A 15,605-nucleotide genomic window follows, 5' to 3' on the forward strand; every position below is an offset into this window, starting at 1 on the left:
GGTCAGGGGCTTGGCCTGCCCTCGAGCCAGTAGTGGCCGACGAAGAGAAGCTTGTCGGCCTCATAGCCCGGGGGCCTCAGATCCTCGGGGATCGGGTCGTGGGGAATCTGGTGGATGACGTCAGCTGGCACCATGGCCAGGCCATGGTAGCTGATACCTTCCAGCTCCCACCACTGAGCCCGGATGTTGTGCCTTGGAATACCATCCTTGTCGAGAAACTCATTGCCGGCGGGCAGGGGGATCTCCAGGCCCTTGATCAGAGTTTCCAGGGCATCGTAAGCATCAGAGCTCTTGCGGGTCAGTTCCGGCCAGGCATCCGGCAGGATGCACTGGTGGTCATCGACAAAAGTACTCACCACATCGAGAGACTTGGGATCCCAGCAGGCGTGCACGACACGTAGTCCCTCCATGTCGAGATAGAGCGGTAGGGTCTTGAACCAGGCGATATGCTCGCGGTGGAGCTCGCTGCCCTCCCCCACCTGATCCAGATAGGCCTGGTGCTGATTGCGATTCTTATCGCTGTGGGGGCGCAAGGGTTCCCCGGGACGCTCGGGGTTCTCACTGGCCCAGGCCACGGCATTGAACTCGTGGTTGCCCATCACCGCCAGTGCTGTACCGGCCTCGACCATTTTCCGGGCGATACGCACGGTCTCGACCTGCTCGGGGCCACGATCGACGAAGTCCCCGAGAAAGATCACCTGGCGCTCGGGATGCGACCACAGCCCTTGCGATTCCTTATAGCCGAGAGTTTCAAGCAATCGCTTTAGCGGTGTGGCGTAGCCGTGAATATCGCCGATGAGATCATACATGCAGGCCTCCTATGCCGAATATGGGGACTTACTTTTCGGGTGACGAAGCAACTAAAATCAGCGCCGCTTCATTCTCCTCTATTAATCTCGTAATAGATAAACTTCCTGCATTAGCATATAGAGCCTGCGGATGAAACTTTAAGGTGAAACATTAATTACGATCCACCACGACATTTTTCCCGGATTGGCCGTTATCCCAGAGCAGCTCTTGCCGAGGGATGAAGCCTTTCCCTGGTGGTGTACGGATACGCATCTTTCCATATGTCTCCCCCTTCACTTCCAGGCCAACCTGGAAGACTATGTCAAGATCGTAAACACCATCAAATTCTTCTATCTTCACGGCTTCATGGGGAAGAACATCGTGATAGGTAATCCCGTCAGCTTCGAGCGTAATCGTGTCATCGTCAGCCGTCATGAATCCAGCAGCCTCGACCTTGACATAGTCAAGAGTGTCCTGCGAGTCATTGATGAAATAGAGTTCACCTTCTTTTCTTCCCCCCGACAATTCGAGCCAGAAGACCGGTCTTTTTTCCTCGCTGGGTCCGTGAGCGAGAGGAAATCCGAAACGCCCTACCCTTTGCTGAGGAGGAAGCCAGGTGAATACGTCCTGAAGACGCTTGGGTTGTTTCAATGAAAGTTCTCCCTTGAATAGTGGTCGACGGTCTCAATGACCGAGCGCAACAACTGACGTGTTGCTGCCAACGGGCTGCTACGCTCAGAATCCCGGGTATTTATCCCACACCCAGTCGTTGTCCTTGCCCCCCATCTCGTCCACGTCCCATTCGTTCACGGCCAACAGATCCAGGGCGACCTCGGTGATCACTTTGCGCAGTTCCAGCGGCTCCAGCCAGGAGGCCGGGATGGCATCGACCCCGTGCATCACGCCGAGGAGGTTGCCGGCGATCGCCCCGGTCGAATCCGAGTCGCCATCGTGATTGACGGCCAGCATGACGCCGTGGCGGAAATCCTTGGCGACAAGGGCACAGTAGACGGCGATGGCCAGTGCTTCCTCAGCCACCCAGCCTTCGCCAAGAAAGGATATGGACTGCTCGGGGGAAAGGTTCGAATCGGCCAGCTCGATGGCGGTGATCAGAAACTGCAGCGTTTCCAGATGGTCGTCATGGTTCTGCAGTTCCTCCTTGGCAAGCTCGAGCGCGATGGGCAAAGTGTTACCGTGGAGCAATTGCAGGATCACTTCCGCCAGGACACCGGCAGGCAGGATTCCCGATGGGTGGCCATGGGTGATGGCGGCCGCTTCGCACGCCAGTTCGAAGGCGCGTCCGACGTCTCTTATGGGCCAGAGGTACAGACCCACCGGGGCGACCCGCATCACCCCGCCGCAGCCCTTGCTGTTGTTGATGGCCTTGTCCCCCAGGCTCGACATGGCTTGCAGCGCCGAGAGGCAGGTATTCCCCGGGGCACGACGATGGTGCAGGTCGCGATGCTGGATCAGCCACCCCGGCGCCTCCTCCAGACTGTGATCTAGTACCCCTTCGCGGATCTCCGGGGTCGGCTTGCCCCCTTGCGTCACCAGCCAGCGCAGGTAGGCATGGGCGATAACAGAAGGCGGATGGCACATGCCGCGTAAGCTGCCGCGCACATTGGCGCGCAGCAGCCCCTCGGCCGTGAACAGCGTCATCTGAGTGTCGTCGGTGATCCGCCCGAGCTCCCCGAAGGCCGGCGCATATTCGCCGATACCTTCCGTTCCGAAGCGCTCGACGATCTTCTGGCGGCTCATGAACTCTACCGGGGCGCCCAGCGCGTCCCCCACGGCGCCCCCGAGCAGACAACCGGTGAAACGTTCCTGCAGAGTTGGGATATCAGGAATGGCCTGGCTCCTTGTCGATTGGGGGCAGCACGAAGACGTGAACCCTCAGCATGACGGTCCCATGCGACGCCTCATGTCGCCTCATCATCTTCAGCGGTCAGGAAGGACACCGGCTTGCCCTTCAGCGTGATGCTGGCCTGTGAGATGCCCATGCCCGAGGCGTTTCCCAACACCTCACCGCTCGTCGAGAGTTCCAGCTTGCGGTCTTCAGCGTAACAAAACAGGTAGCGTTGGATATGTCCCCAGAGTGGCAACTCCCCCCCACTCTCGGCCATGTGCCGTCGCACCGCCTGCTGGGCACGCTGCAGTTGCTGCTCCCAGGGAAGCCGAAAGGTGTCCGGCGGCAGGCGGATCCGGCGTTTCGATTCCATGATGGCCAGGACGAAGATCGCCGTTCCCGGGCGATCTGCGCGCTTGAAGCCGGTGTCGACGAACAGCCAGGGCTTGTAGGCATGCCGGGCTTCTTTCAGGGGTTTCTCGATGGCGTCCAAGGCCGCGAGATAGTCGGCTGGCCCCATCGCCATGGCCCGACAGAGGGCCTCGCTGAAAGCCAGGCTGGCAAAGTGGAAGTCATATTCTGATTTGGCCAGCCCCAGCTGCGGATCGGCGAGCACGCGCGACAGCCTTTGGCGTGCGTTAGGGCCGATCGCGCGATAGTCCATCCGTCTAAGCAATACGTCTGCGGACACCGTGGCGGCGCATTGCTGCACTTCCTTTGAGATATCGGTCATGGGGAACCTCCTGTGCGGCGGCCGATATGCTCCAGGGCCTCAATCACACCGGTCAGGTCGGCTCGCTGAACGAGCTCGTCGCCGAATCCCTTGCGCAACACTGCGGGCAGCGCGACATCGGGTGTGTCTCCGTCATCGAGGCGCTCGGCCAGGTCTCTGGCGATGCGATCGTACTCGTCGAAGGCATCATTCTCGCGGCAGCAAGTGCCCATGGGGTCATGCTGGAAGAGAATCTGTGTTAGGCGCGCTATCAGATCGGAAGACTCGTTCATGATCCCTCCTTGAGCTTGTAAAACCGAAATGCCCGGCCGGTGATCTCAAGATCGTAATCGAATCGCTCGGCCAGTCGCCGGGCAACGCGTTCATAGATCCAGCGGCGTCGATCACTCAGGAAAGTGAAGCTGAAGGCATAGGGCGATTCCCACCCAGTTCATCACGCGCTCCAGCACGGCATGGTAGACCCTCTGCGGGTAGCTGGTCACACCAATGTCCTCGCTAACTTGCGGCTCGCCCCACAGTCGTCCACGAAGAGAAAGGGTCATAGGCGGAAGCCTGGTAGGCCGAGTTCGCCCTACCTACGATGGCGGACATGATTTCGTTAGCCTCGTTGACGCGTACTTCATACACGAGATGATCGATCGTGAAACGTTCTCTCACCCTTGGCCCTCCTGCCTGTGGCATTTGCCGGCGATAGGGAAGAGTGTGGCCTCGTGCTGCGACAACGCGTGTCGCATTAACGCCACCTCACCTTGGCCGGCCAAGGAAAACTGGAATCAAACCACGGGTTTTACGTTCTGCATGCTGGGATAGCCGCACCAGGCGGAGATCTGGAATGGAATACCGCGAGATGCTGTTTCGTTATCTGGGTATGTTGCAGCTGATCCCAGTCATGGGCATATCAGAATTGAAGGGCTGGTCGAAGCACTACATTGGAATCCCAACTCGACCCAAAGGGGGTCAGAGTCCAGCAATCGCTGATGCTCCACTTAACAATGGGAGAAAGGTCCGCAGCCAAATAATCAAGTCCCAGCACTTCACTGATATATCAGTTCGACGTTACTGATGTGAATACTTCTATCCGAAATTCGGCATATGTCTTTAATATAATTATGATATACTTATGTTTATTCAAAATTCATCATCCTCATTGATGAGATACTCCATTTTGTCTGCTTCCACCGCCAGTACGAAGGCAGTGAAGATAAATTCCTCGAAGTCCATGCTAAGCGCCGGGTGCATGGCACGTGCGATCAGGCAGCCATCAGGACGGACCATAAACCCAACCAGATCCACATTCCGATTCCGCAGCCAGGTGCTACGCAGCAGTTTGTCGCGCGAGAAACCTTTGACCACGCTCAAATCGGCAACCATGGCCTCAAAATAACAGCAACCTCCTCGATAACTCACCCGAATCCGATGTTTGCGCCGCTGATCTTCGTCGAACTTGAAGATCATCTCCATGGATGCAGCACGCCACTTAATCGCAAAGGTACCGTTCCACTGGAAGCGTTCGCTCAAGTAGGCGTTCACCTCCGCCTCGTCAACCTCTGGAATGAAATCATCAAGTGATAGCTGTTGCTCATTATCATTGGCCGGGAACACAAAGCGGCGGAGCAGGCCGACAATGTCGGATTCACAGGTCAGTTCGGAGCTGCCAACCAGCATTTCTGCATCCCGCCGCAGTTTCAAGCCGCCGTTCACCCAAATCGCATAGGTTCGATACAGGGTGTCCCGATAGAGCAAGGCCTGTCGTTCCAGTACTGATGCCTTTGTCAGATCGGCCAGGCGAATTTCCTCGATCGTGCCATCATCGGTGATCCGCAAAAGCATTTCGCCACTAGAACGTGCTGCATCCAAGCGGATGCTGAAGCGCTGTTGTTCAAGCCCAGGAAGGTTCACTGAGACCGAGACTCGGCTATCCAGACTGCTGCCAACCGCCGATCTGACCATTTCCTCAACGTGCCGGACGCCCTCGGCACATTGCTGGGAGTCATGATCGATCCGTTTTGCAAGCTCAGGGTTGGACAAGCTTGGGACTATGGGGGCATAGGGTGAAACAAGAAAATCAAGCAATTGCTCCGGTATCTCATTTCGATTGAACAGTTCCGTCGACGCATCCACGAACTCGTCCATTGACTTGCCCGCCACACCAATTTCGTGTAGCGAAGCCAGGAACTTATTCAAGTTACCGCATAGGGCCCTCACCTGGATTGCTTCAATGCTTTGCCTCACAAAGGGAAAGCTGACCTGGAGGAAGTCATCATCGACGACGTTGTCCTCATCCTTCAGACCCTGCAGCCTGCGATGAGCCATGGCTCCCACACGATCCACGCGCCCGGTTTTTTGCTCGATGCTGACCGGCGAAGAGGACAGTCCGTAATGAATCACGCTGTCGCAGAAGGTATGCAGATCCTCACCTTCCTGGAAAACATCGGTAGAAACCAGCATCAGGGGATAGCCTGGCATGCGGAACTTGCGCGCCTGCACGGAGCGGTTGGCCGAAGTCTCGCCATTTGCACCGATGAACGGCGCGCTAGAAGGCAGCTGATGATTCAGCCACAAGCGCAATTCGTCCTGCGTTTTTGCATAGACCCCGGGCAGGTTGTTCTTGATTATCAGATCAATATTGTCATTGAGCAGTGCCAACTCCTTCGCCGAGCTGAAGCCACCCTGCAATCGCTGGCTGTCCAGCATCCTGCATATCGACCGCAGCCACTCCTGGCGTCTTTCCTCATTCAGTTCAGCTTCGCCTAGGCTCAAACGGGAGAGATAAAGATCGATGAAGGGGTGGCCACTGCGGAAGCATTGGGCCACCAACTGGCGGTGAATCTCGACCCGTTGAATGCGCTCGTAGAGGTTTCGATCACCACGCTTCAGGGCCATTGCCAGAGCCTCGGTGCTTCTGAAAAAAAACTGCGCCAGATCGGTCTCCTGCAGATGGGTGAAAAAGGTTCGCACGAACAGCTTCTGGCGCATTTCCCTTTGTTCGCCGGGACGAAAATTTCCTGCCCGAATCAGGCGCTTCAGATAGTCCGGCAGTTCGTCCAGGCCGGGCATATTCGGGTACTGCCGAGCTACTTCCTGCAGGAATGCCTGCTGTATGGCGAGGTATTGTGACAGGCTATCGTCTTTCGGAACCGGCGCTACCGAGGCTAGGGCCTCGTCCACTCGTTGTTCACCCATTTGCCTGATCAGGTCCGGTAGACTCGTGGTGAACAGGTTCTCCGCTACCCATGCGGCCCAGTTGAACTCGAAAAGCAGAATATTGGCGCTGCTCCTGGAGATCAGTGATTTCTTCATTGCTTCCGGCGTGACCCAGTGAATCGACTCATCAGAAAGCGCCTGATCCAGCTCGATAGCCATCTCACCGCGAAAGAACCAATTGAAGATGGTGTCGTTCTTGGGTGGTAGCTGCTCTTCCTCCTCCCCTTCTGTGGCTGTGGCCTCGCCGCCCGAGATGTCATCGTCTCTATGGTTGCGGGCCTCATAATAGACACTCCAGACGCGGTCGAAAAAACGCAACTGATCAGTCAACCCCGCAAGGGCATTGTCGATATGCCGACGCATCCAGGCATCGTATTCATCATCGAGCTTCTGCTTGAGCTCGGTTACGCTCTTGACCCGGCGCACGAAAATCAGCTGCTTACGGCCCTGGGCCAACGCCAGCGCGGCTGCCTGCCGGGAGACCTGGTCCATCTTCGGGTGCGGCAGGGACTGGCCAAAACCTTCCTCGGTCACGTAGCTGTCGCGGATGGCAGCGATCAGGTGCCGATCCCTGGCATCGCTGAGGCTGTCTGGCATTTTCTCCCCATCGAACTCTACTGGCCCTGAGCGGGTGGTCTGGGCGTAACTTTCGAAGGAGGCCAGCAAACCCATCTGGAAAGAGGGGTTACCACCCTTTTTGTCTAGCAGATCGCCGATATGTTTCTGAACGAGGGCGGTGATCAGCTTGTGCTCGTCTGACTCAAAGTCGATCTCGGTGCGTTCACCCTTGCGCCATTCCCGCCGGTACATATTTCGCGTATACGGCTGCTGCTGGATCTGCAACTGGTTCAGGCGCCGTACCATAAAGCGTGCCATGGCCTCCTTGAAGCAAGCCTTGTTCTCCCACTGCGATTCTTCCGGAAGTAGGTGAGCCTTGCCGACCAGATTTAACTGGTTATAAAGGTGCTTCGGGTTCAGGTCGAACGGCGTGGCCGAAAGCAGCAGGGCCGACTTCACCCGCTTTCGGTAGTTATCGCCCTCTTGCTGATTAAAACCAAGGATGCGCGACAAGGCCAGGTTGCGTGCGCTGCTTTCAAACGGGTGCTTAAGGTTGTGTGCCTCGTCGATAACTACTAGGTCGAAGGTCGGCAGCAAGTAGTTGAGGGCCCTGGCATAGGCCTTCTTGATGTTCTCCTTGTGCCGAGGAACCTTGCCGATCACCGAGCTCGGCACATGTTCCTTCAGCTCACGTAGGTGGGTTTCAAGGCCTTCTTCATCCTCGCCCATCGCCATGCTAAAGCTGGACATGCGAACGAAGATGTCACCATAGTATCCGGTGGTCGCAGCGTGTATCAGGTCATCGACGTTAGCACAGGAAATCGACGGCGTGCCGGATTCTCCCTGAGGCGTGCGAATCCTGAAATTGCGCGTCAAAACATTGGTCTTGATGAAGTTCGGCAGCTCGCGCGCATACCATTTTTCCTGCACGTTGCGGCTGGGGCAGATATAGAGCACGCGGTAGCCGGGATTGAAGTAGCGCATCATGGCGACCACGCCGAGAGTGATATAGGTCTTGCCCATACCAACTTCATCGGCCAGGTAGCCCATGCCCACCTCAGGGTCGGTGAGCATGTTCTGCAGAGCCACCGCGCCCTCCAGCTGCAATTTTCCCAGCGGTTCCAGCGGCGGATCACCGCCGCTGAAATCTAGCAGCTTCCGGGCTGCGGCCAGATCAATCGGCTGCATGATCATTCCTATCCGAAATTTGACGGTAGACGCGGAAGAACTGCGCACGATACCACTCGAAGAAGCGGTGGCTGCGCTCGGCATCGTTGTCGATCAAACGTAGTTCACCGGCGCTCTCAATGGCCGCGACTTTCTGCAGGCATTCCTGCAGGTAATGATCGACCTGGGCCCGGCCCTGGTATTCCGGACGTTGGTAAATCTGGAGCAGGCAAAGCAGTGTCAGGTAGATAGTCACCTGATCCAGCTCCCGGCCGTCTTCGTACAGGCTTTCCAGCAGAGTGGGCAGGCTGTCCATGCCCTGACCACTAAGGTAATAGTCGACACGCCCAAGGCGCTCCTTGGACGAGGCATCGTCCATGAGGCCGCGCAGGTTGTGAAAAGCATGGAACAACTCAGCGTATTCGGCAAAGAACTCCCGTCCGCTTCCCTCGTGTGGCTGACTGCCCACGCCTTCGCTCAGCAAGCCCATCTCCCGCAGCTGTCGCTCCTTGAGAAATTCGATCACCTTGTTACGCCACATAGAACTCAACCCGGCATAGATCTGCATGATCTCCTGCGGCGACAGGTGCGGCAGGTCCAGCGGCTTATGGGTCCAGTTGACCTGCTGAACCATCACCTCGAAGGCAGGAATGGCTTCTCCCCTCGGCAGCCAGTGGCCGGAGACCCGAACGAATCCACTGTTCTTGAGCAGCGCCTCGATAAACTCGACATCACAGGCAGCCGGATTGGTATCGTGGCTCACTTGGATATCCGCCACCTGTACGGTGCCTTCGGATGAGAGGATGTCGAACACCAGCTCCGGCTCTTCATGACGGTCACCAAGCGACGCCGTGAGCAGGCGCAGCTTCCAGTCGTAGGTCAAGAAAAGGTCGGGTAAACTGGTTTCATCATCCTGCCCTTCATCGGCGGCTGGCAGCTTATCTTCCGGGCACCACTTGTCCGGCACGGTGCTGATCGGCTTCAGAAAGCTAGTCTGGGTGGGCAGTTGGGTAAAGAAACCGGCCTCCTGATTGTCGCTGGTAGCGCGGTGGGTGAAGTTGACCGAGCCGACGAACACCCATGATTGGACGCCGTTATAGAGATGGTAGATCTTTGCGTGGGTGGTGCGGTTCACCGGGGTCTGCAATCCCAGTCTCCCAACCATCTCCGGCGACCATCTGGCCCACTGTATCCCGTCGATTTGTGAGAGGTGTTCGTAGTATTCGCGGTTGCACAGGGCTTCTCCCTGGTCGTTCTCCGGTAGGAAGATGTGAATTTCCTGCACGCCCAGATCGTTGAAAAAGTGTTCGTGACCATCAAAGCCAGTATTCTCTGCAAAATACGGGGAGATGATCTCCAGGGTCCAGTTCTTGTAATAAGGTGACTGCTCGGCCAGGGCATCGCGTAGAAAACGCATGAACGCGGGCCGGCGCTGCTGGGCCAGAGCGAGGCTTGTCAGTCCGTAGTAGGAAATTGGCGACGCACTTTTGGAGCTTCGGCAGCGCTTAAGGAACGACTGGATGCGCGGCAATGCATTGTCCGGATCGCCCAACGGTGCTTTTCGTCTCGCTGCTAGCCAGCCGACGTCGGCGCGCAGCTGATTCAGGAAGCGGAGGCTTGGCTCTCCATTGACTACCCGCTCCCAGTGTTGACACTCGATATTTTCCCACCAGCCGGCAATGCTCAGGTTGGCCGAAGACGCACCCACGCACAGGCACTGTTCGCCGCTGTCTACGTTCTCCAACAGCAGCAACACTAGCTTGGCGTGAAAGGCACTGCGTTCGCCGCGAATGCCATGATGCAGGTACTCCATCGACGGCGACACAGTGCCCTGTTGACGAAACAGGTCAAGGTCGTAGAACACTTCCACCGGCAGACCGGCCTCGGACAGCGCTTCGCGCACCTGGATGGATTTGATCCTCTGGTCCGAGGAAAAAGCTAGCCCCTGATCCAACATCAGAGGAATGATTTCCTGTTCGAAGAACTCCGGCTCGAAGCGGTAGGTGGTGAAGACAGCCGCAACTACTCTTTCGCCCTCGCCGATCTGTGCCCGAAAGCCGTCGGAAATGGTGCTCAGTTCCATACTCAGCGCCGCTCCATGGCCGCGATACCAGCGTACGAGCTAAGGAAATAGTCGTAATCCCAGTGGGATTGCAGCTCGTCGACCGGCGGTAGATGAGCTGTTTCGGCCTTGACCCGAACCCTTAACCTACCATCTGAGCCCTCCTCTACCCAGGAAGCACCCCCACGCCCGGCCATGATTTTTTTGTTCATGTCCAGCAGGCAGCGCAAGGCGGCCAAAGTGTCACCACTGCGCAAACGGGTCCGCAGTGCTTCCAGGTCAGCGCCATAAGGAACCTGGGAAAGCTCTGGCCCGGGAGGCAGATACTCGAAGCTGTAGATCCGGTCGACAGCAATGGCCATGGCCTCCAGCCGCTCGCCGTCCTGTCGGCGCAAGTAATTGAACAGCACGTTGGCAGTCACTAGAAGGCGCTCGATCTGTCTGACATCAGACAGAGCCTGGCTGAGCTCCGGGGATTCAGTGTGCGTGCAGACGGTATCGACCAAGGCACCCAATTTGGCTGTTTCCAACACAGGCTTTGGCAACGCACGGAAGGCTTCATACAGGGCAATCTGGCAATGGTGATCGCCAGATCCGCGCAAAAGTGCCGCGATTAGCTCATCCTGCACATTCGATGCGCTGATGGCACCGACAAATTTCTTGCCTTCGCGCTCGAGGTCAGCGACGGGAACTGCCTTGCGCTCTCCGCGCAGAAAGGCCCAGTACCAGCTGATTCCCAGCCCGTCCTTATTGCGATTAAGGTCGTCCTCGATCTGTCGCACAATCGCCAAGCCGGTATCGGTCAACTCACGTAAATCGCCATGCACTAGGCCGGTCTCTCGCAGAGCGGTGGAGTACAGTCCCCAGATGCCATAACTCACCTGGTCACTGAGGATTAGGCTTCGTTGGTCGGTTCCGATGGAGATCGTCTTTCCTGCTTCTGCCAAGCGCTTGCGCACACGAGTAATACCCATGATCTCGTGGTCATCAGCGCTGCTACGTAGGTAGGCAGCCAGTTGTTCGTAGCGCAGAAAGTGCTGCTGCAATATCTGCTGCCGGTCCACCGGGTTCACATCACGGCACAATTGGTTGCACCAGTAAAAGCCGAGCAAGCCAACCGAGAAGATTCGCCATGAGGAGGTGATGGTGGTCAGGTTGCCCACAACCCTGCGGCCAAAATGTGTCCACACCATTTCAAAACCAAGCGGGTCACGGGAGCCCTTGGGTCGTGCCCGGTCATCTAAAAGAGATAAAAACACTATCTTCAAATTCCCTGTTAGCTAGATATGCAGAAGCTTCCAGCCATTAGCATAAACATGAATATTATTGGTCCGATCGTACACATCCATCGCCAAACAAGTTTAAATTAGGGCTATCCTCATCGCTAGACCGCTGGGTTGCAATATCATCAGCAGATTCACATTGCTTGGCACACGAATTTCTCATTCTCTCTACTATTCTGGAGCTATCTGTCTCTCATCACAGAAAACAGACTAATTCAGGTGTGCGACAATTTATGTCGCATCATGACTTCGCGAAGATAAGGAGTCTCGTTGTGGCCCTGGACGCCCCCACGTACTCCACCTTGGCATTGCCCGCCCATTCACTGGCGCCGATATCGACCAACAGCACCACACTCGCTTGCAAGCCCTTCACGGCCGCGACATTGAACATGCGGTCGCTGTAGCGAGGGAGACTGTGGCGGATCGCCTGGAGTGCCTGGCTGTTTTCTACCTTGAAAGGCGTCAGGAGCAATAGCCGATCGGGGGTAAAGCCCTCGGCTTCGAGGTTGTCGAGGCTTTCCTGCAGCAGCTCTTGCTGCTGTTCGGCCGTCTTCCATCGGCGGATCTCCACGCCGCCCTGGCTGCTGGGCAGGTGCTCGCCGGGTTCGGCAGCATCGGTATGGCGTTCCTTGAGCCAAGTGGCGATCTCGTAGGCGTTGCGGTAGTTGCGGTACAGGGTGAAGGGGTACGGCACCATGCCTCCGAACACCTCCACTGGCAGCTGGTAGTCACGCCCGAAAAGGTTCTGAGCCGGATCGGCGAAGAGGGTGATCTGAGCGTCATCACCCAGCAAGTCGCTGATCACCAGCCACCAGTAGGGGTCGTAATCCTGAGCCTCGTCCACCACCAGGGCGTCGACGCTTTCCGGTCGCTGCTGCAGAGCCTCGGCCAGCAGGTTAGGGGCGGTTTCGTTGTAGAACTCGCTCAAGAATCGGGGATCGGCCGGTACTGCCCAGGCAAGCCCTGCGGCCTCGACACGGTCCTGGCAGAGCTCGTGGAAGGTGGCCACCTCGATAGCGGTAGAATCTCCTGCCGCCAGGGCATTGCGGTGCTCAGCGGCAAGGGCAATGTTGAAGCAGAGCAGCAGGACGCGCTTTCCTTCCCGCGCAAGCGCCTCGGCCCTCAACCTCGCCAGGATGCTCTTGCCGGTCCCGGCGCCGCCATGTATCGCCATCCGCGGGATATGTTCCAGAAGCCGCAGCACCCATTGCTGCTCATGGCTGAGTCGAAACAGGGCCTCTTCCACATCGCTCGCCTGCTCTGCGCCGGTGCTAACCAGCGCGCAGGCAGGGCGCAAAAGGTGGTGCTGGATCAGGGTGACCTGCTGCTTATTCAGCGGCAGCGCATTGGAGGCTCGGGGGCCGGCCAGCGCTGTGTTGGCGAAGCGCTGGATCAGGGCATGGTCGGTCAGACCTTCCAGGTCGCCCTTGAGCAGGATGTGCTCGCGATTGAGGGCCAGGGCCGGCAGCTCGCCCTGCCACTCCCGGGTATCGGGAAACACCAGGACAGGGGCGATGGGTAGCTTGATACCGGGGATAACCTTGTCCATGGCCTGCAGCAGACTGCCGGTCTGTTTCTTGAGCTGGTCCAGAGGGGTGGTAGAAAGCTTGTGGGTGCCGTGGTTGCCTTGCGTCCACCACTGCCCCTTCCCGTCGAGCCAGACCCCCCCGCCTTTCACTTCCCAGATCTGGATGCCGTACTGTGGATGAAACAGCAGGAAGTCGACTTCCCCCACCCAAGTGCCCTTGTCGTTGCGCGTCTGGGTCGCGAGACCGTGCATCACCTCGAGACCGGGGAAATCCAGGTCGCGAAGCCGGCAGTACACCCTGGCTTCGGCACGCGAAGGCAATGCATCGAGCTCGGCTTCACTGAGCCGTGGATAGATCTCTGCCAAGCAACCTCCCTGTCCGCCGGCATGGCCAGCAATGTCCGTATCACGGTAACGCGTGAGTAAATGCCTGTTGTCACTACAGAAAGCCGTACAGCGACTCTGACCAATAACTCACGAAGAATCATCATCCGTTTGCCAGCTTCCACGGTGCCAAAAATCACGAGCCAGGGCTAGCGAGGACATGCCCAGCTATTTGCGACACGAGATGTCGCTGACTGATGCCAGACTCTCCGTGCATTCATGGCAACACCGGAGGTCAGCATGGGCAGTGGGCGAGAGAGCTTTCAGGGGAACGGATGGCAGGTCTGTGCTCAGGCTGCCGAGAGGCACGCGACACTCAGGGAGGAGCAAACCGCCCTCTGGGAAGCCGACCGCGTCTCATGGGCCTCCGAACAGCCCGTCACCGCCTGGCTGGCTTCTCACTTGTCGCTGGTACCGATCTGCGATGCCCACCTGCCCACCGCGACCACCGATGGACGCCACCTCTTGTTCAATGCCACCTGGAGTGCTGGGCTCGATACCCAGACTCGCCGGTTTCTGCAGGCGCACCTGGTCTGGCACTGTGTTGCGGGGCATCTGCACACGCCTCGCGAGAGGGAGAGGCATCGCTGGCACCTGGCCTGCGATCACGAGGTCAATGCGTTGCTCTTGCTGCTGGGTCTTCCGCTGCCCGAAGACGCCGTGCTCTTCCCAGCCTGCATCGGCCGGCCTTTGCACGCGGTGTATAACTGGCTCGACCATTTCCCCGGGCTGGAGAGGGAGAGGAACCTGGACATGGTCCCGGCCACCTGGGCACCCTACCCCGCCGACGACACGCTCTTCCGCCGATGGCGAGAGAGGGCCTTGGAGATCGCGATGCAGTATCTGGGCACGCCGTCCCTTCCCGGTCACGTAGCGGCCTTTCTAGTGACACGGCAGTGAACTGAAGGCCGACTTATCAGGTATGGTTGACGGACCCTCGAACCTTAGACAAGGACGTCCCATGGCCGAGCTTCGCGACACCCTGTTCCGCTACCTGACGATGCTGCAACTGATTCCCCGCCAACCCGGGCGCATTGCCACCCCGGTATTGCAGGAGAAGCTCCGCGAGCGCGGCTTCCACATCGACTCCCGCTCCCTACAGCGTGACCTTCGCGACAAAATCGCCCTGCACTTTCCACTGGTGTGCGACGACACCCAGAAACCCTACCGCTGGTATTTCGATCGCGACTTCCATTGCAGCCTGCCGGCCCTGGACATCCCTAGCGCTCTCACCCTCGTGCTGGCCGAGGAGTACCTGAAGGGGCTGTTGCCACCGGTGGTGGTCGATCAGCTAGCCCCACAGTTCCTTGATGCCCGCCAACTGCTGGATGACCTGGAACAGAATGGCTTGAGCCAGTGGGCCCGTCGGGTACGCGCCATTCCCAACGGCAAGGCGTTGATTCCGGCACCGCTCAGCGCGGAGACGTGGCAGACGGTTTCCGAGGCACTGCTGAGCCAGCGTGCCATCGATGTCACCTATCTGTCGCGCAGCGCCAAGGAGGAGAAGCGGTTCACCCTGCACCCGCAGGGTCTAGTCAGCCGTCACAGCGTGACCTACCTGCTGGCCACGGTGAACGACTACGAGGATGTGCGCCAGTTCGCCCTGCACCGAATCGAGGAAGCGCGCTCCAGCGACACTGATTGGCATGACGCCGTGGACTTCGATCTGGATGACTACATCGCGGCCGGTGCCTTCGGCTACCTGCAGAGCAAGACACCCGTGACCCTGATAGCCAATGTCGCGCCCCAGGTGGCATGGCTACTCAGCGAAACGCCACTGGCCGAAGAGCAACAGCTCACGCCACTCACCGACAGCGATTGGCAACGCCTGGAGGCCGAGGTGCCCGACGATCAGCAGACCCTGTGGTGGCTGATGGGCATGGGGGCGAAGGTCGATGTGCTGGAGCCCCCTGCCTGGCGGCGAGAGATTTTCAATTCAGCTCAGGCGATCGTCGCAAGAGACACTGACGTTTGCTACAGGGAGTGACACGAAGCTCGATGGGGGTTGATCTTGCCCAGCATTTATGGGAGCCGGTCTATGCGATTATTCA

Annotated in this window: 11 protein-coding genes; 2 read left to right on the plus strand and 9 right to left on the minus strand. The window is 58.0% G+C overall.

The annotated features are described in order from the left end of the window. Nucleotides 1-2: 2 nt before the first annotated feature. The 9 genes from OP498_RS10665 to OP498_RS10705 form a co-directional block, all read right to left on the minus strand. Nucleotides 3-809 (minus strand): metallophosphoesterase, encoded by an 807-nt coding sequence (locus OP498_RS10665; RefSeq protein WP_280553461.1) that lies wholly within the window; start codon nucleotides 807-809, stop codon nucleotides 3-5. A 151-nt stretch (nucleotides 810-960) separates the two neighbouring features. Next, nucleotides 961-1,440 (minus strand): hypothetical protein, encoded by a 480-nt coding sequence (locus OP498_RS10670; RefSeq protein ID WP_280553463.1) that lies wholly within the window; start codon nucleotides 1,438-1,440, stop codon nucleotides 961-963. 84 nt (nucleotides 1,441-1,524) lie between these two features. Then, nucleotides 1,525-2,637: an ADP-ribosylglycohydrolase family protein gene (locus OP498_RS10675; protein ID WP_348533482.1), complete on the minus strand. Its 1,113-nt coding sequence runs from the start codon at nucleotides 2,635-2,637 to the stop codon at nucleotides 1,525-1,527. Between the two features lie 71 nt (nucleotides 2,638-2,708). Continuing rightward, on the minus strand, nucleotides 2,709-3,368 hold the full coding sequence (locus OP498_RS10680; protein WP_280553465.1) for a hypothetical protein: 660 nt from the start codon (nucleotides 3,366-3,368) through the stop codon (nucleotides 2,709-2,711). Then, entirely contained in the window at nucleotides 3,365-3,640 is a 276-nt protein-coding gene (locus OP498_RS10685; RefSeq protein WP_280553466.1) for a hypothetical protein, read from the minus strand. Before OP498_RS10685 ends, OP498_RS10680 begins: the two co-directional genes overlap by 4 nt. 856 nt (nucleotides 3,641-4,496) lie before the next feature. Then, nucleotides 4,497-8,318 carry a helicase-related protein gene (locus OP498_RS10690; protein WP_280553468.1) on the minus strand — a complete coding sequence of 1,274 codons (3,822 nt, stop codon included), beginning with the start codon at nucleotides 8,316-8,318 and terminating at the stop codon, nucleotides 4,497-4,499. After that, nucleotides 8,305-10,380 (minus strand): phospholipase D family protein, encoded by a 2,076-nt coding sequence (locus tag OP498_RS10695; protein WP_280553470.1) that lies wholly within the window; start codon nucleotides 10,378-10,380, stop codon nucleotides 8,305-8,307. Before OP498_RS10695 ends, OP498_RS10690 begins: the two co-directional genes overlap by 14 nt. 2 nt (nucleotides 10,381-10,382) lie before the next feature. Beyond that, nucleotides 10,383-11,618 (minus strand): hypothetical protein, encoded by a 1,236-nt coding sequence (locus OP498_RS10700; protein ID WP_280553472.1) that lies wholly within the window; start codon nucleotides 11,616-11,618, stop codon nucleotides 10,383-10,385. 265 nt (nucleotides 11,619-11,883) lie between these two features. Next, the gene (locus tag OP498_RS10705; protein ID WP_280553473.1) at nucleotides 11,884-13,536 is read right to left on the minus strand and encodes an AAA family ATPase; all 1,653 of its coding nucleotides are present in this window, start codon (nucleotides 13,534-13,536) and stop codon (nucleotides 11,884-11,886) included. A 237-nt stretch (nucleotides 13,537-13,773) separates the two neighbouring features. On the opposite strand from OP498_RS10705, the gene OP498_RS10710 reads away from it, so the two are divergent. Then, nucleotides 13,774-14,454 carry a hypothetical protein gene (locus tag OP498_RS10710; RefSeq protein ID WP_280553475.1) on the plus strand — a complete coding sequence of 227 codons (681 nt, stop codon included), beginning with the start codon at nucleotides 13,774-13,776 and terminating at the stop codon, nucleotides 14,452-14,454. A 61-nt stretch (nucleotides 14,455-14,515) separates the two neighbouring features. Further along, entirely contained in the window at nucleotides 14,516-15,541 is a 1,026-nt protein-coding gene (locus OP498_RS10715; protein WP_280553476.1) for a WYL domain-containing protein, read from the plus strand. Nucleotides 15,542-15,605 lie beyond the last annotated feature (64 nt).

It is taken from the genome of Halomonas sp. 25-S5 (assembly GCF_029889845.1).
Classification (GTDB): domain Bacteria; phylum Pseudomonadota; class Gammaproteobacteria; order Pseudomonadales; family Halomonadaceae; genus Halomonas.